This window comes from Sutcliffiella sp. FSL R7-0096 (genome assembly GCF_038595065.1).
Classification (GTDB): Bacteria; Bacillota; Bacilli; order Bacillales; family Bacillaceae_I; genus Sutcliffiella_A.
On record NZ_CP152003.1, the window covers coordinates 4,157,774 to 4,179,414 of the forward strand.

Consider the following 21,641-nt stretch of genomic DNA (forward strand, 5'->3'; position numbering starts at 1 on the left):
GGTACGCTACGCGGTCACTACTGGGTAATGATGGTAAAGTAGTGATCATTGGATATACGATGCACAATGGATCTCTGCGTAGCTTATGATGACGTACCCTCCCATGTCTCTGGGCATCAGTGTGCCTACATTCCTTCGTTCGGTCTAGTCATAAGGCAGAGGCTAGCGAAGCTCCTTTAGGGACTCGAGGTCGAATGGAAAAAATAGTGCCAGCTTCTCCGTGTCATCCTGTTGTCTAGGTCTTTAAAGGGGATGCAGGACTTTACATAGCCTCTGCGAGACTAGGAATATCCCTCATCATTCGCTTTGCGTCAAACGCTTTGTGCTTCGTGCTGATTCCATGGAGAACTTTTAAGAGTTTTCCGCATAGGACCACGATGGATTGCTTCTTGCGTAACGGATTATCCTTACGGTTTGTGTAGTAATCATGGAGCCTTTTAAAAGCTTCATTATGGCGAATCATCGGCATCATCACTCGGAATAGGAGGGAACGAAGCTTTCTTCTGCCCCTTTTGGAGATTCGCTTTTGTCCTTTGTGCTGGCCGGAGGAATTTTCCCGTAATGTCAATCCCGCGAGTTTGATTAGTTGGCGTGGATCTTCATAGTGAGAAAAGCTTCCGATTTCAGCTAGTAAATCGACAATCGTGGTATCTCCAAGTCCAGGAACCGTTGAGAGCCATTCGTATTCTACTGATGTTTGGATAAGTTCAACCAGGTGCTGCGTAATGCTTTCAATCTCTTGTTCTAACTGGTGGTAACGGCGAACGAGTGTGGCAATTTCCATACGGGCCATCTCCCGTCCTTCTGTTACCCCGATCGAGTCTGAAGCGAGTTCTATCAGTCGTATGGCTTTCGGCCTTTGGGGGGATTTGAGCCCCTCGACCTTACGGTAAAGTGCCAATACTTCATCCGGTTGTTTCTGATGAAGATCGGCCGGAAATGGTGTGCACTCCAGGACAGCCATTGCCATCTTTCCGAATGTCGGAAAGACCTGGGTGAACTCAGGAAAATAGCGATCCAGCCAGCGAATGACCATGTTTTTGACGGCACCCAGTTCCTCTGTCAACTTGCTTCTGAACGTTGAACCCACACGGAGTTCAGCCTCCACATCCTTTAGGATACGAGGATAACTGAAGCGTCCATCTTTAATCAGGCGAGCGATAACTAACGCATCTTTACGGTCATGTTTGGTTGGCAAGTTGTCATCCAATTCTTTTGACCGCTTAACGTGCATAGGATTGGTCATCACCAGGGGAATGCCTCGTTCCTCAAGGAAATAGGCTAGATTAAGCCAGTAATGGCCGGTAGGTTCAATCCCGACAATGACCTCCGTCTTTTCGTATTCTTTCATGGCAGCCAAAATACGCTCGTAAAAACGATCAAAACCGTCGCTAGACTGTAATACCGAAAAAGATTTTTGAAGCACACGCCCACGGTCATCGACAAAGCAGGCGAAGTGTTTCCGCTTTGCAATATCGATTCCGACTACAAGTGTATTTTCGGTGACTTGATTTATCTTCTGATTTTGTTTAAAATCCATGTTGGAGTCCTCCTTGGTTACCTAAGTTAGGGGTCAATTCGGTGCACGATTTGACACCCCGTATCATACCAAGAGGGCTCTTTTTTGTTCAAGTCCCCGAAAATCCTTCTAACAGGAATGCTCCTTTATAATAGTTGGACGTCGTACACTTTCCCAATATACGTGAACTGTGTAAACGCATTGTTGTTTTGCAGTAAAGCAATTGTAAAAATTCTTTAAAGTCTAACAACTTCAACTATATTATGCAGGACGTTCATTAAAGTGGACATACGACATATTAACCTAATTTGCTACACTGAATAGTCCAATAGTTTCAAAAATAATCAGAATAATAGGTTTTTTGTCACATTAAGGGATATATTAACAATATTGAGTTGTAATATCTGAAATAAAAAACCATCCCCTCAGCTAGCATGAGAGAAACGGTCACCTATATCTAGTGATTTTTGAATTCCAGCACTCCCCCATCAATCTCGAGAGAAATAGAAACGTTTGTAAATAAAAGAAGCACACCGATAAGTGTGCTTCTCAGTGTGTAGACAAAGTCATTTGAAGTTATAGTTTCCCCGTTGATCGCAGTGAAAGGAGCGTAGACTCCTGCGGGAGGAAAGGACATGGAAGACCCCGCAGGGCGTAGCCCGAGGAGGCTTCCGGACTGCCCGCGGAAAGCGAAGCTCCTGTAACGGAGATCAACTGTTATAGGTAATAACCAAACTAATCTATAGTTTGTCAACAGTCTGAGAAGCACACCGATAAGTGTGCTTCTTAGAGGAATTCTTTAATATCATAGACTCTTCCGTTTTCTACATTACTTGAAAATAGTAAATCAATCATTTTTTTGGCTACAAACTCCGGACTTCTTAATTGCCCCTCTTCATGGTAGGATTTGAACATTTCTACATTATTGAAATTCTCTTTGTCAGAGCTACGGATGACTCCTTGCATAGCTGTATCCATGATCCCTGGTGAAAAAGAGAGAATGGTTGTCGGATGTGTAGCTTGGCTTTGCTCGAGTCCTACCGTTTTCGTGAACATATCTAGCCCGGCCTTTGTCGTGCAATAGGTGTTCCAACCATGGATTGGATGATTTGCTGCACCGGAACTGATATTGACAATTACCTTTTTGCAGGTCCATTCCTCCGTCAGCCGGATGAATTCATTTGTCATGAGCATCGGTGTAAGGAGGTTGAGATGAACAGCTTTGATCATCGCGGACTCCTCCGCTTTCCCAGCAGGCTTTATCGGGTCGACCATTCCTGCATTGTTAATCAAGTATATTCCCTCCACCTGATCATCTTCTTCGATGGTTGCTAAAAGATATTGTACAATCCCAGTCACCCGTTCATGCTTGCTCAAATCTTCTTGTAATAAAGTGATTTTTGCACCATTCTGTTTTGCTGCCAGTTCTAGATCCTTATTTTCATTTCTAGCAATGCATATTACATGATGGTTTTCTTTTAATAGTAGTTTTACTGTAGCTTCTCCAAGTCCTTTAGAAGAGCCTGTGACGATAAAATAGTTCATTATATCACTCCCAATCTATCTTTTTTTAAACCTAATCAGGGAAGAAGCAATCTGCCAGCCGTCCGAGCGTTTTTCTCCTAGTTTAAAGGGAATAAGATTGATAATGCCAATCCAGAGGCTGAAATAGACAAACAAAGCTGAAAAAGAAAACTGGAATGGAGTCCAAAAAGGTAGAATCAAAAGGATGGATAGTAAGTTAAAAAGAGGCCCACCAAAGGAAATCAAAGCAATTTCTTTCTTTGACATCTTTCCTGCATGTGCATTGCTGGAGTACCCTCCCAAAAATGGGATGATGTTGAGCTGAATGCGTGTCCCCTTAAAATAGAAATCCAAGATCTTCGGGCCTACCCCAATCCCAATCTCCGTGTTTTTCACCTTATATAGTTTTGCCATACTCACATGACCTGCCTCATGAATCAGATGGACAAGCGGTACAATCAAGTAAAAAAACATCAATGTATCAAGCATACCAAGGCAACCTTCTTTTTAGTCGTTGGTTTCATTATACATGAGTAGTATTTGTATGGGGAAATTTCGGCAGGTACATTTGGTCCGCAACCATAGAAATTTTTTTATAAAAAAAGAACTAACTTCATTTTTTAAGAGTTAGTTCTTACTTTTTTATAAAATATCCAACCAAATCTTGATGGTCGTTGCTAAAATCAATAAAGCTAAAATCCACTGTAATACTTTTGTATTCATCTTCTGCCCAAGCTTTGCGCCGATTGGAGCCGCTATGATACTTGCGATGACCATGACGATTGCTGGTATCAATAGCACCTGGCCAGTAGTTATCTTCCCGACGGTACTACCGATGGAAGAGATAAAGGTGATTGCAAGTGACGTCGCGATCGTCATACGTGTAGGAATCTTCAGTACCACAAGCATGATCGGTACAAGCAAGAATGCCCCAGCCGCTCCCACAATACCGGAGCCAATACCGACGATGAATGCTAGGATCGCAGCCAGCGCTTTATTGAAGGTAACTTGATCTAGTGGTATCTCATCAATGCCTTTTTTAGGAACGAACATCATAATAACAGCAATAAGTGCAAGGATACCATAAACCATATTAATACCATCAGCGCTCATAAGGCGGGAACCATATCCTCCGATAAAGCTACCTATCAGGATACTTACTCCCATATAAATGATTAGGTCTTTATTTAAATAGCCGCCTTTACGATAGGCCCACACACCTGAAATCGTGGCGAAAAACACCTGAACCGCACTGACTCCTGACACCTCATGTGCCGTGAGCGCGGTAAGACCGAGCATCGGTGGAATATATAAAAGCATTGGGTATTTGATAATCGAACCACCAATACCAACCATCCCTGACACAAACGAACCAATAAAACCTATCGCAAACAAAGCTAAAAGCCACATAATATCGATTTCCATAAAGCATCCCTCCTCCTAGTTCTAACTAGTACGGTGTTGCATATTACACAGTTAGTTTCCGTTTCCGGATGTTCGCTTTCCGCGGGGCGGTGCTTGAGCCTCCTCACAACGCTTCAGGGGTCTCAACCTACCGCTACCTTCCGCCGGAGTCTCACATCCTGCACTACAATTAACTGGGGGACCATTCTTTATTGATAACTCCCCTTTAATGAATTTTTCCGCCCTTCGACATGAAGGGCGGAATTCCTTTGAGGGTCTGACCCCTCTTCACAATTTTTTTATCCGTGCACCGCGCAACGGTTTGGACCGATTTCCATGTCGCGTTGTTCGTCTTCGGTTGGGTTGATTTTGCCCATGTTTAGTTGGCGGATTTCTTGGTATGCGTTTGGTTGCGGTGGCAGTTTTTCGGAAACTAGTTTGCGGAATTCTGCTTCGTCTTCGATGTTTAGACCTGCATTGTTTTCAAACAAATCGCCTAGACGTGCTGCTACTAGACCACCTTCGCCAACTTCGGACATTGTACCGAAGTGAGCCGGTAACACCAAAAGATTTTCTGACAACTCTTTGTAACGAGAGTAAAGTGTTTCGCGTAGATCTGCTACCCAGTCCTCTGCTTTTCCGGCAAGGTCAGGACGGCCAATGGATTCCACGAATAGAATGTCACCACTTAATAAGAAACGGTTATCCACTACGAAAGATGTACTTCCAATCGTGTGACCCGGTGAGTAGATTGCCTGTACAGCAACCTTCGTCGTACCGACCGTGATTTCCACTCCGTCTTCAAGTGCTGCGTAATCAAACGTTACTTCTTCTGCATCCTTTGGAGGTAACCAATACGTCGAATTCGTTGCTTCACGAAGCATGCGTCCACCGGAAATGTGGTCTGCATGCAAGTGCGTGTCAGCCACATGGACTACTTTCAATCCTTTTGCTTCAGCAAATGAAATGTACTGATCCACCATACGTGTAGAATCAATAATCATCACAGAACCATCAGATTCGACCAAATAGCTTAAGCAACCTTTTCCAATACGGACGAACTGCCACAGCGTGCCGCCATCTGTTAAATCTGCTACCTTAACTGGCTCCAAGTACTCGCTCCAAGCCTTCATTCCACCTTGCAAGTAAGAAACATTCTTCACACCAGCTTCAACCAGCATTTCACCAACAAAGATAGAAGACCCCTCTTTTGCACATACAACCAATACATTTTCTGATGGAATTTGGTCTAATATTTCCTCTACGCCTTCCATTAACTCAAAGTAAGGTACATTTTTATGCTCAACAGATTCGCCTTCAATTTTCCAATCAGCAAATGCATTTTCATTTCGCACATCTAAAATAAATAATAATTCATTAGCTAGGATCTTCTTCGTTACATCTTTTGCAGTCATTGCGTTTAACATGAATAAATACCCCCTGCGGTATAATTTATTTTAAAAAAATTTAGATGGTTAAGTTAAGCTGTAGTACCTTCCCACTTGCTCATTCCCGGAACAACATTCCTTACATTTGTAAAACCTAGTTCTGTCAACTTTTGTGCAGCCATATCACTGCGACTTCCTGTACGGCAAACGACATATGTTTCTTTTTCTTTATCTAAATCTGCTACGCCATTTTCAAGATCACCTAATGGAACGGATACTGCACCACGAATGTGTCCGAATGCATACTCGGCAGGTTCACGGACATCAAGTACCGTAATGTCTGTTTCCAATTTTGCAGCCAACTCTTCGTTCGTTGCGACATGAGGATAGTTTTGCTCCTCTTTTTCCTCTTCTGCTCTTGCTTTACGGATATAATGCTTCAGCACATCTCCTTCCTCAAGTGTTCCTAAATATTGATGGCCGATTTTATCTGCCCATGCTTTGATATCCGCTTTGGAACCTTTATCGGTTGCAAGTACTTCCAATACTTCTCCTGATTCAATCTGATCGATTGCCTTTTTTGTACGCACGATCGGCATTGGACACGCCAATCCTTTAGCGTCTACAGTCAAGTTTACATTCATCGTTAGCACATCTCCTTTTTGTTAAAAAATTATTCTACTTTACCTTCCCACTCGAGCATTCCGCCGACCATATTAATGACGTCGAAACCTTGGGCTACCAAGAACATGGAGGCCTTCCCACTTCTTCCACCTGAACGGCAGACCATGAAATGCGTTTTGGATTTATCGATATCTTGCGTACGAAACTCCAATAAACTTAACGGAATGTTCATTGCTTGTGGAATCTTTCCTGCAGCTACTTCCTCCGCTTCACGAACATCAATGATCGATATCTGCCCGCCTGCAGCAAGCATTGCTTCTAATTCCTGTGGTGTAATCTCTTTCATGTTTGACAGCCCCTTTTCTATTTATAAGGATATCTTCGTAAACTTTGTTGCTTTTCGTATTAATACATCAACCGTTTATTCCTTACTGTCGTGCTCTTTTCCCTGCTGGACTTAAAAATACTACTTGCAATCTTCACAGTGTGTAAGCAGTAAAAAGTCCAATTGCCGACTTTTTACTAGTAAATAGCAACAATCTTTGAGAAAAGAGCCTTTTATAATTACCAGGCATTCATGCCACCTTTTACATTGGCAAGCTTCGTGAATCCTGCTTTCTTCAATTGTTTGACGGCTGCATTACTGCGCATGCCGCTTTGACAGATGACAATAGTCTCTTTGTCTTTAGAAAGTTTATTTATGTTGTTCCCAATGGTATTCAATGGGATATTTTGAAACGGTCGAATATGATTCCCTTTGTATTCCATCGGTGTACGAACATCAATGAACTGTTTGTTCTTGTCGTTTAATTCCTGTTTTAAATCAGCCGTTGTTATCTGACGGACCCCGGCAGTCGGCTTCATTCTGCTGATCAGAAAAGCCACTGCCAGCTCCAATAAAATATAAGGAAAAAACTCCATCTAGCCACACCCCTTTAGATGAATAAGTTCACATTGCCTTCAGAAGCATCGCCTAGATATGCGCCAACCCCTGCATACTCAATTCCGCCGATCATCTCTTCGTGCTTCAAGCCAAGTAAATCCACTGTCATTTGGCAGCCGACAAGTTTAACATCCTGCTCTTTTGCCATCTCTATTAAGCTTGGTAAAGACTGTACATTATGCTTTTTCATGATTCCTTTAATCATTTTCGGACCCATGCCAGCCATGTTCATCGTGGACAATGGCAGCTTGTTAGCTCCGCGTGGCATCATTTTGCCGAACATTTTTTCGATAAAGTTTTTCTTTACTGGAACAAGCTCCTCTTTTCGAAGTGCATTCAATCCCCAGAATGTGTGGAAAATCGTTACTTCATGATCATATGCTGCTGCACCGTTCGCGATAATATAAGCTGCCATCGCTTTGTCATAGTCACCGCTGAAAAGTACAATCGTTGTTTTCTTCTTTTCCATGATAAGATCCTCTCCTTTTGTCTTTGTTTTATCTATCGTTACGCTTTTTTAATATAGAAAGTAAATACGTCGTTATCTTCTTTCATGTCCAATAGCTCGTTTCCAGTTGCTTTACACCATGCTGTCAAGTCGGTCTTAGCACCTTTGTCAGTAGTGATAACCTCTAGAATCTCACCGCTGTTCACATCATTTAATGCTTTTTTTGTTTTCACCAATGGCATTGGGCAAGCTAATCCTTTTGCGTCTAATACTTTGTTTACATTCATGTGTAATTCCTCCTAATGTTTTTACCCCTAGGGGTATTTATTTGATTAAAAAAATATATAATATTTTATATTTTATATTTTCATACCTGGTAGGGTATATTTCACTTCAAAAAAAAGTGGCTTATCCCTAATACCCTTAGGGGTATATTAACATATAAAAAAATATGATGCGACCTTTCGTTTAAATACCCTAGTGGGTATCAATAACTCTATAATATACCACTTAGGGTATATTATCAAATACTTTTTTAACTACCTGCTTTTAATGAGAAGATCGACAGCTTGTTGCACCATTTCGCTAGTCTCTTCTCCTTTTAGTACATTTTCCCGAACACATTGCTCTAGGTTTGTACTAACGATGACGCCAATGGCACGTTCGATTGCTGTCGTTGCTGCATTTAACTGTGAAACCACATCACGGCAATCTTCACCTTGCTCCATCATATGAAGAACTCCCCTGATTTGCCCTTCGGCACGTTTCAAACGATTCTTCATTTGGTTTGTGTATTCCATAGCAGCATGCACCTCCTGTTGAAAATAATGTAGTAACAATGTCTATGCTCATATGTTATACCCCATAGGGTATATTGTCAACCCTTTTAATAACAAATCTTTTACTGTTGTTGCTTCATATCTTCTATACCAATATAAAGCAACCCTCAATAAATAAAATCGTTTCAACAAACACCTATTTGTGGTAGGATTATTCTTGTATATCAGTTAGCGAAACGTTTCAATTTAGGGTATTTTGTAAGCGCTTTTCTATTTTACGTTAAGGGGATGAAAAGACATGATTGAAATTAAAAATAAACAAATACTTATAGATGGAAAACCTGTACTTATTATGTGCGGAGAGATACATTATTACCGTTTGGAACAAAAAGATTGGCAGGATCGCATCAATAAACTGAAGGATGCAGGCTGTAATGCCGTTGCCACGTATATCCCTTGGCTGTGCCATGAGCCTCTTGAAGGAAAGGTGGATTTAGACGGCCAAACCCGACCGGAACTAGACTTGGGTGCATTTATTGACCTTTGTGCCGAAAATGATTTATATTTCTTTGCCAGACCAGGCCCTTTCATTATGGCAGAGATGAAAAATGAAGGAATACCCCATTGGGTAGCTGAGAAGCACCCGGAAATCATTCCAGTTGGGTGGGATGGGAATGCAGCAACCACCCCAACACTTGATTACTTGGCACCTAATTTCCTAAAAGAAACGAAAAAGTGGTATGAGGCAGTGATGGCAATAATCACTCCACGTTTGCATACAAACGGCGGAAACATCATTGGAGTGCAGCTTGATAATGAAATCGGTATGCTATCTTGGGTCAGCAACTGTCCTGATTTGACAGAGCAGTTGTTGGAGGACTTTACTCGCTGGTTAAAAGTAATATATAAAGACTCTGAGTTAAAGCAGCGATATCCATTAAATTTGCAGGATGCATCCGAAAGAAACTCTGGCATCCGCTCTCCTAAAGAAGAGTATGCAGCGGAACTTATGCGTGACCTTGGGCATTACATGAGGGATCGTTTTTCCCGTTATGTCGCTATTTTGCGCGAGTTTGCCGAAGAGTTCGGTGTGAAGGATGTGCCGTTCATTGTCAATATCCATGGAACAGGTGGGGGCCGCGGATTAACGTATCCAATTGGTATCTCTCAGCTTTATGAATCCTACACACAAGGCAATGGATACTTGTCCGGTTCTGACATCTATTTTGGAGATCTGGATATGGAATCCTTCCAGGATCTATACTTAATCAACGGTTTTATGGACGCGGTTCACAACCCAGATCAGCCTTTGACTAGCGTTGAGTTCAACTGTGGAGATGGAAACTTTGGGGAGACATACGGCGGTCGTTATGACGTTTCTGCTGCAGATTTCAAGACAAGAATGTGTGTCGCACAAGGAAATCGTCTGATCAACTATTACCTGTTTACCGGCGGGTACAACTATAAAATGGATGAGGCAGCTGGCGACGGAAACGGCCGCATCGCTTCCACTGGAGAGCGTCATGGTTTTGCAGCACCAGTCAATCCAGAGGGTAAGCTGAACTACACCTTCCCTCGCATGGCACGCTCCATCAAAACGATGATGGCGGTTGGCGACAAGCTGGCAGCAATGGATGAGGACCGAGACTCTGTAGCCTTTGCGTTTATTCCGGACTATTATATGACGGAATACCGCTATCCCGACAGTGCGAAAATGCGGGAGATCACCGACAACATCACAATGCATCGCGGGGCAGGAGCATGGGAGATCGTTGCGAGAGCCATGTTGCTTGCAAGCTATCGTTTCAGTTCCGTGGACGTTCAAAATAAAGAATTGGATGCCAAAGTGACCAAGGCTCTTGTTCTCCCCTCTGCCCGCTACATGGATAGAGAGGTACAGTTGAAATTGGTGCGATATTTGCAGAGTGGTGGAGGAATTCTGTTATACGGAGAGGTTCCAACCTTTGATATGGAAGGCAAACCTTTCACTGCCCTTGCAGATGCGCTTGGGGTGAAACCATTGGGAGTGACATTCAATGAACACGGTCGATTCATGTCCTTGACAGCGGACGGTTGGGCAGCAGGGCGACCTGAAATTCGCACTTATTTTACACAAACATTTGAGCTTGGTTCTGACGCAGAAGCCATCATGCGTGTCACGGAATCGGAGGATGTATGTGGTTTTGATGCGAAGGTTGGCGAAGGTCGTGCTATTGCGCTTGCTACGGCTTACCGATGTGATATCAAGCTTTTCAAAACTGCGCTGGAGCGACTTGGTGCCGTTGCGGGCCTGACCCATGACTGCGAGTACCATGGAATCTTCTCGACTTCTGTTTCTAATCGCGATGAGCGTTTTATTCATCTGTTGAATTTGGATGGATTTGAAAAAGAAATTCAGGTTCGTTTAGGGGATGAAAAGTTCTTGGAAGGACGCACGTTTACCCTTCAAAGCAAAGATGGCGTGATGCTTCCTATGAATGTTACGTTTGAGAAACCAGGAGTGAAAATAGTTTATTCGACAGCTGAAATTATGGAGGTTAGCGCTGATTCTATCGCATTCAGACTGACACAGAGCAGTGACAACATCTGCTTGGAAACAAACAGGGTTGTGATGGAGGATGCAGATTATGATGTGGAAGTGGTTAATTCTTCAAAAGTTCTGATTACCTCTAAGAAACATGGAAAAATTGATGATCATTTAGTGGTTAAATTCAAATAATAGGTTTCGGAGAGCTGTCCAGGTACCATTACTCTTAAAGAGAGTCCGGTATCTGGGCATTTTTAATGTGGATTGGTTGAGTTCGTGCCGAAACAAGGTGAGTTCATGCCAAAATGATGCAAGTTCGTGCCAATCTCCCCAAAATCCATTCTAGAAACTAAAAAACAGGCAGCCTCCCTAACTCCGGCCACCTGTTCAATAAATTATTAGATTTTCTCCATCATCCCTTTGAGATTCCCAATACTCACCCGCAAACTGTCCAAAGGATTGCCTGGACATACGTCCTGTTCAATGATGTACCACTGTACCCCGTTCTCTTCTCCCCAACGCAATATCGGTTCAAAATCGATGACACCAGTTCCTACTTCCGCAAAGCTTCCTTCTTCACCAGGAGCCATATCCTTCACATGTAACGTTGGAACACGGCCAGCTAAAGGTGACAAAAATTCCAGTACATCGTGACCAGCTTTGGTCACCCAATAAACGTCCAGTTCGGCATGCAACAAGTTATCAGAACTTGGTTCTAATAGATATTCCAAGACTACCTTATCCTCTATTTTCTTATGAAACTCGAAATCGTGGTTATGATAGCTGATGGTGTAACCGTCTTTTTTCAACACAGCGGCAAGCTCATTCAACTCCGATTTTAAAGAAACGTAATAATCCTCTGTACGGTCCTCTTCCACCACATATGGCATGACAAGATGCTTCGTGCCAAAGAGCTCTGCTTCATCCAACACGGCAGGAAGCTCATTGTGTAGTCGATCTACCCCTACGTGCATACCGGCAACCGATATTTCCAATTCGTTCAAGGCCGCGGCGATTTTCTTTGGATCATGGCCGTAAAGTCCTGCCATTTCCACTCCGGCAAAGCCCATGTCTTTTAGTTCTTTAAGTACACCGATAAAATCTTTCTCTAATAAATCACGCACTGTATAAAGTTGTGCAGCAATTTTGTGTTTCATCTTCTATCCGCCTCCAATTTTATAAAAGGTTGTTTTCGGAAACTTTGTTGTTGTTTCGTTTACTCAAATTAGCCGTTATATTACTTACTGTCGTGCTCTTTTCTCTATTTTACGAAGGATACTACTTGAAATTTCTAGAGTGTTTAATCTGTAAACAGTCCAATTGCCGACTTTTTACTAATGAATAACTACAATATTTGAGAAAAGAGCTTTATAAAAAACAAGCAACCAAGAGCCTTGGTTGCTGCTTCTGTTATATCCTTACACCCACCACATATCAGCAGGTTGTTCTTTAATCAATACAGATTGAAGGTTCGATACCGCACGGGCAAAGCCTTCTTCAATCGACATGATCGGGTCTTCGTGCTCGATGCTTACGACATAATCGTAACCGTACGTGCGCAACGCACTCATCATGTCCGACCACTCTTGAACACTATGGCCGCATCCGACAGAACGGAAGCTCCATGCGCGGGTTTGGACTTCGCCGTATGGCTGCATGTCCGTCAAGCCGTACATGTTCACATTATCCTGATCGATGTAGGTGTCTTTTGCATGGAAATGATGGATGGCTCCAGCTTTTCCTAAGATTTTGATTGCTGCAACAGGGTCGATTCCTTGCCACCAAAGATGACTTGGATCTAGGTTTGCGCCGATTGCAGGGGATGTTAACTCACGAAGTTTAAGCATCGTGTGTGGCGTATGTACCAAAAATCCGCCGTGTAGTTCAAGACCGATTTTGATGTTACGCTCTTCCGCGTACTTCCCTACTTCCTTCCAGTAAGGAACAAGCTTTGTTTCCCACTGCCAAGTCAGGATATCGCCATACTCATTTGGCCAAGGTGCAACAGGCCAGTTTGGCGCTTTTGCCGTCTCGCTGTCACCAGGAACGCCTGAGAAGCAGTTCACTACTTCCACTCCTGTCAAAGCAGCAAGGTCAATTGTTTTTAATAATGTTTCATGTGATTCTTTTGCAAAAGCCTCATCCGGTGAAATCGGGTTCCCATGACAGCTGAATGCACTGATCTGTAAACCGCGGGTATGGATTTCCTCCATATAAGCATTGCGTGCCCCTTCGTCCTCAAGAAGAGTATCCAATGGACAATGGTTGTTTCCAGGGTAGCATCCTGTACCGATTTCCACTGCATCCAGACCTGCCGCTTTCACATAATCAAGCATTTCCGTGAAAGGTTTATTCGCAAAAAGGACGGTAAATACGCCTAGTTTCATAAGTGTTCACGCTCCTTAGTTTAATTCGTTTTGGATGTTGACTATCTTCTTCGTTTCGTTGGATTCAAGCGCTCCTAAAATAACCATTAAGGAGTTCTTTCCTTCGTTTCCGTCTACAAGTACTTCTTTATCTTCTAGGATGCTTGCCACAAAATGATCGATTACACGAGAACCAGTTTGTCCGCCTGCATCATTGCTTTGGATTTTGCCTAATTCGTAGCGAACTGTTTCGCCAGTTGCATATTGTACGACTAAAGAGTGTGTCGGATCGTCTTCAAGGCGAAGAACCGCTTTTTCCGCATAAATGATGGTGGAATTATCTTCACGCTTGTAGGACCAGCTTGCAGCCAACGTCCCAACGATGCCGCTTTCTGTTCTAAGCGCGCAAACTGCCGTGTCATCCACATCTGTGTTTTCTTTTGAAGAAGTTTCTATGAATGCTCCCACTTCCACGATTTCTTCCCCTAAAAGATAACGCATCAAGTCGGACTTGTGCACGCCAAGGTCTCCCATCGCTCCGATGAATGCTTCTTCTTTACGGAAGAACCAGCTGTCTTTCCCGTCCACGCTCCAGCCCTCTGGTCCAGGGTGTCCGAATGCCGTACGGAAGCTGTAGATTTTCCCTACTTCACCGCTTTCGATCAGTTGTTTCGCTTTTTGGTGGGATGGAACAAAGCGTTGGTTGTGCGCGATCATCAGCTTTTTCCCAGATGCTTTCGCTGCAGCAATCATCTCGTCTGCTTCTTCTTTTGACGTAGCCATCGGCTTTTCGCATAAAACGTGCGCTCCTGCTTTGGAAGCATAGATGGATACAGGGGCATGCAGATAGTTCGGTGTGCATACACTCACCACATCCAATTCTTCACGGTCAATCATTTCTTGATAGCTTTCATAAGCTTTCCCGCCATATGTTTCAACAGCTTGCTCCGCGCGCTCTTTTACGACATCACAAAACGCCACAATCTCCACATTCGGGTTTGCGTGGTACTCCGGTATATGACGGTGCTTAGCGATACTTCCGCATCCTACTACTCCAACTCGTAATTTCTTCATTATGTTGTCCCCCTTATTTGCTTTTGATTTCTTCTAATGGTTTTGCATTTCCGTAATATACATCGCCGATCGTAGTCGGTTTTGCCCAGTTAACGGCATTCTTGATAACTTTTTGTACTTTTTCATGATAGTAAGTCGGGTATGTTTCATGGCCAGGGCGGAAGTAGAATACTTTCCCTCTCCCGCGCTTGTATGTGCAACCGCTGCGGAATACCTCTCCACCTTCAAACCAGCTCACAAACACCAGCTCGTCAGGATCTGGAATATCGAAATGCTCGCCATACATTTCTTCGCGCTCGATATCGATGTGCTCCCCGATTCCTACTGCGATTGGATGGCCTGGTGATACTACCCAGATGCGCTCCTTTTCATCCGCTTCTCTCCATTTTAGGTCACATGTCGTACCCATCAATGTTTTGAAAATTTTAGAGAAATGACCAGAGTGAAGAACGATCAATCCCATTCCGTCTAGTACTCTATTTTTTACGCGAGTAACGATCTCATCGCTTACATCGTCATGCGCCACATGGCCCCACCATAAAAGTACATCTGTGTTGTTCAATACTTCTTCGGTAAGTCCGTGCTCTGGCTCGTCCAATGTTGCCGTTCTTACTTCATGGTTTTCTTCTTTTAGGAAGGAAGCGATGGCACCATGAATGCCTTCTGGATATACTTCTCTCACTTTTGCGTTTGTTTGTTCATGTCGGTTTTCATTCCATACAGTTACTTTAATCATTGTTTGTTGCCCCTTTCGCTGCTTGCAATCTAATTTTTAATCTTTCTTACACCACTGTTGATTACCGCGCCAGGCTTCGCTTTCCGCGGGGCTGAGGAGAGCCTCCTCACAACGCTTCAGGGCCTCCACCTATCGCTACCTCCCGCCGGAGTCTTCGCCTTTCGCTACAATCACCAGCTAGGTTACCTTACATACTTCTATTTTTGTAAAATCTCTAACTCTATTATTTTGTTGTGGTCAGTTGTGTGGGAACGTTTCCATATTGCGGTGCATGTAACGTTTCAAGACAACTCTCCTACATTATAAATGGATAATAAAGCGTTTTCAATGTTAAAGTCCGAACTAGATGGTAAAATTCCGACTTGATTGTTTTGTGACCTTGAAAAAAGCCTTTCCCGTCACTTACTGACAGAAAAGGCCAATCTACTATTTCACTTTACCGACTTGCGCTCCACAATCTCGGTAGAAAGATTATAATAATTTTCTACATCCTCTTTGGCCAAAGCTTGGAACACCACATGCACCGCTAACGCCCCGACTTCATACTTGGGCTGCCTTACCGTGGTAAGCGGAGGGTTCACATATTCAGCCAACTGGATATCGTCATAACCGATGATGGAAACATCGTCAGGCACGCTGATTTTGTTCTCTTTGAATGCTTGCAAACCACCGATGGCCATCTCGTCGTTGGCATAGAAAATGGCTTCAGGAAGCTGGAGTTGAGCGATCAGCATTTTCGTTGCTCGGTAACCACCTTCACGAGTAAAGTCCCCGAACACCTTCCATTTATTTTGGAACTTGATGCCGTATTCCTTTAATGCACTCATATATCCATCATAGCGCATCTGGTTATCATGGGAATTTAAAGGCCCGCTAACATACCCTATTTCCCGGTGGCCTTTGCTGATTAAATATTCAGTGGCCGCATATCCGCCATGAATGTTGTCCACTTCCACCTGATACACAAACTCATGATTAAGCTTCCGATCAAGTACTACAATTGGAAAACCTTCACGTGCAGATTCCAGCAAAATATCATTTGTTATATTATGGGCGAGGATGATCGCACCATCCACCCGTTTTTCTTTTAAAAACTTTGCTGCGGTTGATTGCGCTCCTCCAACAGAGCTGCATGCTATCAGGTCGTAGCCATTTGTCATGGAGACTTCCTGTACCCCTTTGATGAGCTCAGAATAGAAGGGACCGGAAAGATCCCGTAATATGAGTGCTATTGTGTTTGTTCTTGTTCTTTTTAAGTCAGAGGCAAAGCCATTTTTAAAATAATTCAGTTCCCTTGCGGCTTCCTGTACCTTTTTCATGGTCGCCGGACTGACTTTGTTTACATTGTTCAGTGCATAGGACGCGGTTGAAACAGCCACTCCTGCAAGCTTTGCCACATCTTTGATTGTTGCCACTTTTTTACCCCCTCATGAAAGCGGATCTATCTCGATCCAACTCCCCTTCGAAACGTTTCAATCTCCTTCTTCTAGCATAATGTAAACATTTTCATAAATCAATAGTTTCCCTATTATAATGGATACTTCCTACCTTTACAGAATCATCCCCATTGGGAGTGCTGCTGGCCGCTCGCACCTGTTTTTTATATCGACATGGACGCCCTCAGAGGAGGACTCATGTATTGCATGCATCACCTCAAGAACTTGGAGGGCCAATTCTCCATTAGTGAGATGTGGACGTCCTTCATATATGGCATGTGCCATTTCCGCTGCACCGATGCCCCGGCTGTTCTCTGCATAGCGATGTGAAAGCGTCGTTTCCTTGAACGAATGTGATCCTGCTTCCCGAAGCCTGACGGTACCACCAAAATTGTTTGGATCTGGTACACTCAGTGTTCCTTTTGTACCGTGAATTTCGATGCAAGGATGCTCTGTTCCGCCAAATACGTCGAAACTTGTCACAATGGTTCCGACTGCCCCGCTTTCAAAATCCAAAATGCCTGCCACATGCGTAGGGGTCTCAACTGGTAGCCTGCGCCCATAGTCTTCGCTTCTGGTCACCGTTCTTTCTGTGAAGCCTGACTGTGCTGAGCCTGTGACCCGCTTGATGGGTCCCAGTAAATGAATAAAAGCGGTGAGATAATATGGACCCATATCGAACATCGGTCCACCGCCTTTTTGATAATAAAAATCTGGGAAGGGATGCCAGCCTTCTGGGCCGCCGTTAAGCATAAAGCCGGTAGCAGCAAGCGGACGCCCTATCGCTCCATCATCAATCAGCTTCCGGCATGTTTGCAATGCCGCACCAAGAAACGTATCTGGTGCAGATCCTACACGGAGGCCTTTTTGCTTGGCAAGCTCCAAAACTTTTCTACCTTCCTCCACTTCTAGTGTGAGTGGCTTTTCCACGAAAACATGCTTGCCAGCTTCAAGTGCAGCATGTGTCACCTCATAATGGGCTTTTGGGATAGTGAGGTTGATGATCATGTCAATTTCAGGATCCTCAAGCATTTCAGCCACCGTATAAACCTTCTCGATTTGAAACTCCTTCGCCCTGACTTTTGCTCGCTCCATGTCAAGATCCGCCACAGCGACGATGTCTAATATAGTAAACTTGGATGGGGCTTCTAAGTAAATTCCGCTAATAGTTCCGGTTCCAATGATTCCTGCTTTCATTTTTTTCATCTTATCTGCTCCTCATGAAGAAATACGGCGCAGTCAGCTACGCCGTATTTGCCTTTTCCTATAAGTATACCTCAATTTTATTCTCGCGATGGGAAAGCTGTTGGTCCAGTAGTTCTTTACCAATCACGAAACCACCTTCACGATAGCGGTTCGCAGTCGCTTTTCCTGCAACCTCTGTTCCATTAACAAGTACTTTTTTATGATTTTTCCCTAGGTGATAGATGAATGTCACATCTTGTCCGTTTACTTTATACGTAAATGTCAAACCGTCAAGCTCCGCCGGAAGCACAGGATCCACTACAAGGTCTCCAGCTTGGAAGCGGATGCCAAGGCAGTTGGAGATCAATTGGTTCATGTAGATTCCAGGTCCGCTAGAATAGATTCTCCAGCCGCCTTTTACTTTTACAGAACCGTCGCGCAGTTTGCCGAATTGCTCTTGGGCTTCATAACGGTCGTTGAACTGGCCATCAGAAGAGCTGAAGTAAGCATTGCTTTGACGGCGCTCTGCGTTTGGCACTGCCTTCTGGATGTTGATTGGGTTGATTGTATTCAAGCCATTCCACACTTCATCGGTCTTCCCGAGCTTGGCCATCGCTTCCACGTAACGGATATGTGCGTGGACATATTGCAAGCCGATTTCACGACCGAAGTTTGCTGCTTGCTCGGCACGTTTGAAGTGAGTACTGACACCACCTGCATAGTTTGCCGGGCGGTTCATAAGGCGGACGCCGTCTGGGCAGTACAACTCTTTCTTAATAAGCTCAAAGTGTGCTTTCGCCTGTTCTGGTGTTAGTAGTTCGCTGATCATACTGCGAGTCATCGGCAGCAAACGATAATGAATGCCGGTTTTCGTATCTTCAGGGTGTACCATCAATTCCGGTTTATCCTGTTCTTCCATGTAGACAAAACCAGGGATTACATCAGATGCAAGCATGTATTTGTTAAAGTCGATTTCAATTCCTTTTGCCAAAGCCTTCAGATCTTCTGCTTCATCTGTCAATACTTCCTCAAGTGCTTTGGAAAGAGTGTTCAATACTTGGTATGTCAAAGAAACGGTCCAGCTCGATACCATGTATTGCTTCAGTTGGGCATTTGCTGGCTGCAGCGTGTCATCCCAGTCTCCATCCCCATAGGAAGATAAGAATGTATCATGTAGGAAGTGATCCTTAATAAATTGAATTTCTTTTTTCGCATGTTCCAACACAGTAGCTTTTTCTTCTGTGAAATGGAAAGCACCACGAACCGTGTAAGGAACCTTTTCTTCTAAGATGGAGTAATCTTTTGTGATCGTCAGGTAATCACTTAACACTTTAAGTGGCCAAACGATGATGTCTCCATGGCTCTCTTCACTTTGGATACGGTTGTATTGATCAAACATGAACCATTGCGGCCAGTTCCCTGTATCCTCATATTGATGGGTGTATACCTTTTTGATGATTTCCTTCACGCTTTCGTAGTTTTGCGTTGCCATGAAGTATTCCGTTGGCCCCTGACAAACATCACGAGTTCCCCATGCCGCTCCCCCGTACTGCTCCAGTCCATGTGGCACAGAGTAGTGAACAAGCATGTTGTGCGTGTACCACCAAGCAGTGGCATTCATTTTTTCTAGCTCTTCCTTGCTTTCGCCCCCCAATGTCAGCTTGAATCCGTTCATCACCTTTTCAAAAAATGCACGGTAACGCTCCACCTCTGTGGCAAAGTCCGGAGTCACAAATTCCCTCTCTTCACCGTGTAACAACCCTTGAACCGTCATCGTCCAGCTTGCTGTTGCCTCTGTTTCCAATACCGCAAGGGAAGCAGATCCAGGTGCAACCCCTTCTGCAAGCTTTGTTTCGTCGCTAACGGTAAAGTCTGCACCTTCCACAGTCAGCTTATAAGCCAAGTCAGGGTATACATGCTTGCTGTCAGACCCTTCCACTGCTGTGAACATCAGCATTTTGCCGTCCTGATTCATGTCATAGGAAACAACCAACTCGTTGTTGTTCATGGAGATTTGGTTGGTAACAAGGTAGCGATAGTTTTTGCCGTTTTCAGAAGCTACCTCTAATTGAATGTCAGGCGAATCCACTATTGTATAGTTCGTCACCACGATCACATCATCCGCCGTTTTATAGTACCAGCGAGCATAGTTAAAGCCGATCTCGAATGAGGTAGGCATCGTTAATAGTTGGTATTGTCCATCCACTTCCACATAGATACGCTGTCCGGAAGTTTTCATGACATTCAATGCATTACGTGCATTTGTCATCATCTTATGGAAGGAAGTGTTACCCACCACAAGCTGGGAGTTGAAGATTCCGTACATATAAGAAGTGGAGGTGATGATGTTTTCCGTCATTTTGTCATTATTGCCTGACATGATGATATGACCGTGGGGACGCTCCACGATAAGCTCTTTTTCTTTTAGCACGATATGTTCATACGTATCTGTGAAGAAAGATAGCAAGGTGTCTCCGTCCCATTCTTCCTGCTGGCGAACCGGGAAGTACTTATCTAGTTCCTCTATTGTAAAGGAAGCCCCCGAAAGCACTCCCGATAGGTTTGCGTTGGCACTTACTTTCTCCAACTCTTTAGCAGAGTAAGAAGTCAGCACTTTTACTTCCTCCCAAGCTTCTGCTACCTCCTCTGTAAACTCCAGCTCCGTTACAGCTTCCTGGTGATTTTCTTTGAATAGGCCATAAAATACGAAGCTTTCTTGTCCATCCAGCACAACCTTTTTGGATTGCAATCCTGTAAAAGCAAATTCATATTGATAGATTTCATTGGCAAGTGTTTCTTTTGTCAGCACTTCTGGCTCATTTGTTTCTTTATAGGAAAGACCGAAGAATTGGAAGCCATCCGTTGAGTAGCCGACTGCTTTTGTCAGGGAGCCTTGTTGCAGGTATGGAAAACCTCCTGGCTGTGGCTGGTTCTGACGGGAGCAGACAACATAGCCATGCTGCTCGTCTTCAAATACTGTGTGGTCAATGTATTGAGATAAGTAGGATTCGTTTGTACGGACAAGTCCTTTGCTTCCGATTCCAACGTCTTGACCGTAAACGATATCGACCGTTTGGCCTTCGCCATTCACTTTTACATCCCAGAACCAGATGCCTTTTTCAGATAGACGGAAACTTACGGAATAGTCAATGTCATCCACTGTTCCTTTCCACTTGATTTCGTTTTGGGAATAGCTTGTGTTGCTGGTTGATTTTACGCCTAGTAATGGGTAGGCTTTGATACCATTTTCTCCGTGAACTCGAAGGTATAGATTGTTCAGTGCACCGTCGATCGGGTTGGACATCCATTGGTTGATCATGGTTTCTTTGTATGTTGCTTCGAAGAGGTCCCCGCTGTTTAGGAAGGTGAAGTGGACGTCTCCTGACTCTATATTAATCTTTTGGCTCGATGTGGTTGTTTGCATGATTGATCCTCCTTTAATGTTTGTTACTGATCTTACGACGTTGTTGAAAAAGTGTATTATTCTAAATATCCGTTTAATACCGCTGTTGATTTCCGCAAATGGCTTCGCTTTCCTAGGGGCTCTGGTGGAGCCTCCTCACTTCGTTGCGGGGTCTCCACCTAGCGCTATCTCCCTCAGGAGTCTACGCCTTTTGATCCAATCACCAGCTAGAAACCACTTATATTTTTGTTTTTGCGTTTTTCATTTGGCCTCGACTGCCGTTTT

The 21,641-nt window shown here is 43.9% G+C and carries 19 protein-coding genes; 1 reads left to right on the forward strand and 18 read right to left on the reverse strand.

Translation table 11 applies throughout. The features are described 5' to 3' along the window. Positions 1–262: 262 nt before the first annotated feature. The 11 genes from MKY77_RS21390 to MKY77_RS21440 all read right to left on the reverse strand — a co-directional run bounded on the left by MKY77_RS21390 (position 263) and on the right by MKY77_RS21440 (position 8,650). Complete coding sequence (locus MKY77_RS21390) at positions 263–1,540, reverse strand: IS110 family transposase (protein WP_342515391.1); 1,278 nt, start codon at positions 1,538–1,540, stop codon at positions 263–265. 765 nt (positions 1,541–2,305) lie between these two features. Next, positions 2,306–3,064 carry a (S)-benzoin forming benzil reductase gene (locus tag MKY77_RS21395; protein WP_339147710.1) on the reverse strand — a complete coding sequence of 253 codons (759 nt, stop codon included), beginning with the start codon at positions 3,062–3,064 and terminating at the stop codon, positions 2,306–2,308. A 15-nt stretch (positions 3,065–3,079) separates the two neighbouring features. Continuing rightward, positions 3,080–3,532, reverse strand: a complete 453-nt coding sequence (locus MKY77_RS21400) for a site-2 protease family protein (RefSeq protein WP_339147711.1) — start codon at positions 3,530–3,532, stop codon at positions 3,080–3,082. A 153-nt stretch (positions 3,533–3,685) separates the two neighbouring features. Then, the gene (locus MKY77_RS21405; protein ID WP_339147712.1) at positions 3,686–4,468 is read right to left on the reverse strand and encodes a sulfite exporter TauE/SafE family protein; all 783 of its coding nucleotides are present in this window, start codon (positions 4,466–4,468) and stop codon (positions 3,686–3,688) included. Between the two features lie 278 nt (positions 4,469–4,746). Next, complete coding sequence (locus tag MKY77_RS21410) at positions 4,747–5,874, reverse strand: MBL fold metallo-hydrolase (protein WP_339147713.1); 1,128 nt, start codon at positions 5,872–5,874, stop codon at positions 4,747–4,749. Between the two features lie 53 nt (positions 5,875–5,927). Then, the gene (locus tag MKY77_RS21415; RefSeq protein WP_339147714.1) at positions 5,928–6,479 is read right to left on the reverse strand and encodes a sulfurtransferase TusA family protein; all 552 of its coding nucleotides are present in this window, start codon (positions 6,477–6,479) and stop codon (positions 5,928–5,930) included. A 29-nt stretch (positions 6,480–6,508) separates the two neighbouring features. Further along, the gene (locus tag MKY77_RS21420) at positions 6,509–6,805 is read right to left on the reverse strand and encodes a rhodanese-like domain-containing protein (RefSeq protein WP_339147715.1); all 297 of its coding nucleotides are present in this window, start codon (positions 6,803–6,805) and stop codon (positions 6,509–6,511) included. 218 nt (positions 6,806–7,023) lie between these two features. Next, entirely contained in the window at positions 7,024–7,380 is a 357-nt protein-coding gene (locus MKY77_RS21425) for a rhodanese-like domain-containing protein (protein ID WP_339147716.1), read from the reverse strand. Between the two features lie 14 nt (positions 7,381–7,394). Further along, positions 7,395–7,874 carry a DsrE/DsrF/DrsH-like family protein gene (locus MKY77_RS21430; protein ID WP_339149887.1) on the reverse strand — a complete coding sequence of 160 codons (480 nt, stop codon included), beginning with the start codon at positions 7,872–7,874 and terminating at the stop codon, positions 7,395–7,397. A gap of 35 nt (positions 7,875–7,909) precedes the next feature. Continuing rightward, positions 7,910–8,137, reverse strand: coding sequence for a sulfurtransferase TusA family protein (locus MKY77_RS21435; RefSeq protein ID WP_339147717.1), 228 nt, complete (start codon positions 8,135–8,137; stop codon positions 7,910–7,912). A 252-nt stretch (positions 8,138–8,389) separates the two neighbouring features. Further along, a complete protein-coding gene (locus tag MKY77_RS21440) occupies positions 8,390–8,650 on the reverse strand; it encodes a metal-sensitive transcriptional regulator (protein ID WP_010196754.1) in 261 nt (86 codons plus the stop codon). 277 nt (positions 8,651–8,927) lie between these two features. Between MKY77_RS21440 and MKY77_RS21445 the strand changes: the two genes are divergently transcribed. Further along, positions 8,928–11,348, forward strand: coding sequence for a beta-galactosidase (locus MKY77_RS21445; protein ID WP_339147718.1), 2,421 nt, complete (start codon positions 8,928–8,930; stop codon positions 11,346–11,348). A gap of 206 nt (positions 11,349–11,554) precedes the next feature. On the opposite strand, the gene MKY77_RS21450 is transcribed toward MKY77_RS21445, so the two are convergent. From MKY77_RS21450 to MKY77_RS21480, 7 genes are all read right to left on the reverse strand, one after another. Continuing rightward, the gene (locus tag MKY77_RS21450; RefSeq protein WP_339147719.1) at positions 11,555–12,313 is read right to left on the reverse strand and encodes a sugar phosphate isomerase/epimerase; all 759 of its coding nucleotides are present in this window, start codon (positions 12,311–12,313) and stop codon (positions 11,555–11,557) included. A gap of 261 nt (positions 12,314–12,574) precedes the next feature. Further along, positions 12,575–13,543 carry a sugar phosphate isomerase/epimerase gene (locus MKY77_RS21455; protein WP_339147720.1) on the reverse strand — a complete coding sequence of 323 codons (969 nt, stop codon included), beginning with the start codon at positions 13,541–13,543 and terminating at the stop codon, positions 12,575–12,577. A gap of 15 nt (positions 13,544–13,558) precedes the next feature. Next, positions 13,559–14,596 (reverse strand): Gfo/Idh/MocA family oxidoreductase, encoded by a 1,038-nt coding sequence (locus MKY77_RS21460; RefSeq protein ID WP_339147721.1) that lies wholly within the window; start codon positions 14,594–14,596, stop codon positions 13,559–13,561. Between the two features lie 13 nt (positions 14,597–14,609). Next, entirely contained in the window at positions 14,610–15,332 is a 723-nt protein-coding gene (locus tag MKY77_RS21465) for a ThuA domain-containing protein (protein ID WP_339147722.1), read from the reverse strand. A gap of 431 nt (positions 15,333–15,763) precedes the next feature. Further along, positions 15,764–16,747 (reverse strand): LacI family DNA-binding transcriptional regulator, encoded by a 984-nt coding sequence (locus tag MKY77_RS21470; protein WP_342515467.1) that lies wholly within the window; start codon positions 16,745–16,747, stop codon positions 15,764–15,766. A gap of 135 nt (positions 16,748–16,882) precedes the next feature. Continuing rightward, positions 16,883–17,974, reverse strand: coding sequence for a Gfo/Idh/MocA family oxidoreductase (locus MKY77_RS21475; RefSeq protein ID WP_339147724.1), 1,092 nt, complete (start codon positions 17,972–17,974; stop codon positions 16,883–16,885). Between the two features lie 58 nt (positions 17,975–18,032). Further along, positions 18,033–21,377 carry an amylo-alpha-1,6-glucosidase gene (locus tag MKY77_RS21480; protein ID WP_339147725.1) on the reverse strand — a complete coding sequence of 1,115 codons (3,345 nt, stop codon included), beginning with the start codon at positions 21,375–21,377 and terminating at the stop codon, positions 18,033–18,035. Positions 21,378–21,641: the final 264 nt, after the last annotated feature.

Bases quoted from the DNA above. Each gene is read 5' to 3' on its own strand.
- MKY77_RS21390 (WP_342515391.1), bottom strand. From the start codon at position 1,540: ATGGATTTTAAACAAAATCAGAAGATAAATCAAGTCACCGAAAATACA.
- MKY77_RS21395 (WP_339147710.1), bottom strand. From the start codon at position 3,064: ATGAACTATTTTATCGTCACAGGCTCTTCTAAAGGACTTGGAGAAGCT.
- MKY77_RS21400 (WP_339147711.1), bottom strand. From the start codon at position 3,532: ATGCTTGATACATTGATGTTTTTTTACTTGATTGTACCGCTTGTCCAT.
- MKY77_RS21405 (WP_339147712.1), bottom strand. From the start codon at position 4,468: ATGGAAATCGATATTATGTGGCTTTTAGCTTTGTTTGCGATAGGTTTT.
- MKY77_RS21410 (WP_339147713.1), bottom strand. From the start codon at position 5,874: ATGTTAAACGCAATGACTGCAAAAGATGTAACGAAGAAGATCCTAGCT.
- MKY77_RS21415 (WP_339147714.1), bottom strand. From the start codon at position 6,479: ATGAATGTAAACTTGACTGTAGACGCTAAAGGATTGGCGTGTCCAATG.
- MKY77_RS21420 (WP_339147715.1), bottom strand. From the start codon at position 6,805: ATGAAAGAGATTACACCACAGGAATTAGAAGCAATGCTTGCTGCAGGC.
- MKY77_RS21425 (WP_339147716.1), bottom strand. From the start codon at position 7,380: ATGGAGTTTTTTCCTTATATTTTATTGGAGCTGGCAGTGGCTTTTCTG.
- MKY77_RS21435 (WP_339147717.1), bottom strand. From the start codon at position 8,137: ATGAATGTAAACAAAGTATTAGACGCAAAAGGATTAGCTTGCCCAATG.
- MKY77_RS21440 (WP_010196754.1), bottom strand. From the start codon at position 8,650: ATGGAATACACAAACCAAATGAAGAATCGTTTGAAACGTGCCGAAGGG.
- MKY77_RS21445 (WP_339147718.1), top strand. From the start codon at position 8,928: ATGATTGAAATTAAAAATAAACAAATACTTATAGATGGAAAACCTGTA.
- MKY77_RS21450 (WP_339147719.1), bottom strand. From the start codon at position 12,313: ATGAAACACAAAATTGCTGCACAACTTTATACAGTGCGTGATTTATTA.
- MKY77_RS21455 (WP_339147720.1), bottom strand. From the start codon at position 13,543: ATGAAACTAGGCGTATTTACCGTCCTTTTTGCGAATAAACCTTTCACG.
- MKY77_RS21460 (WP_339147721.1), bottom strand. From the start codon at position 14,596: ATGAAGAAATTACGAGTTGGAGTAGTAGGATGCGGAAGTATCGCTAAG.
- MKY77_RS21465 (WP_339147722.1), bottom strand. From the start codon at position 15,332: ATGATTAAAGTAACTGTATGGAATGAAAACCGACATGAACAAACAAAC.
- MKY77_RS21475 (WP_339147724.1), bottom strand. From the start codon at position 17,974: ATGAAAAAAATGAAAGCAGGAATCATTGGAACCGGAACTATTAGCGGA.
- MKY77_RS21480 (WP_339147725.1), bottom strand. From the start codon at position 21,377: ATGCAAACAACCACATCGAGCCAAAAGATTAATATAGAGTCAGGAGAC.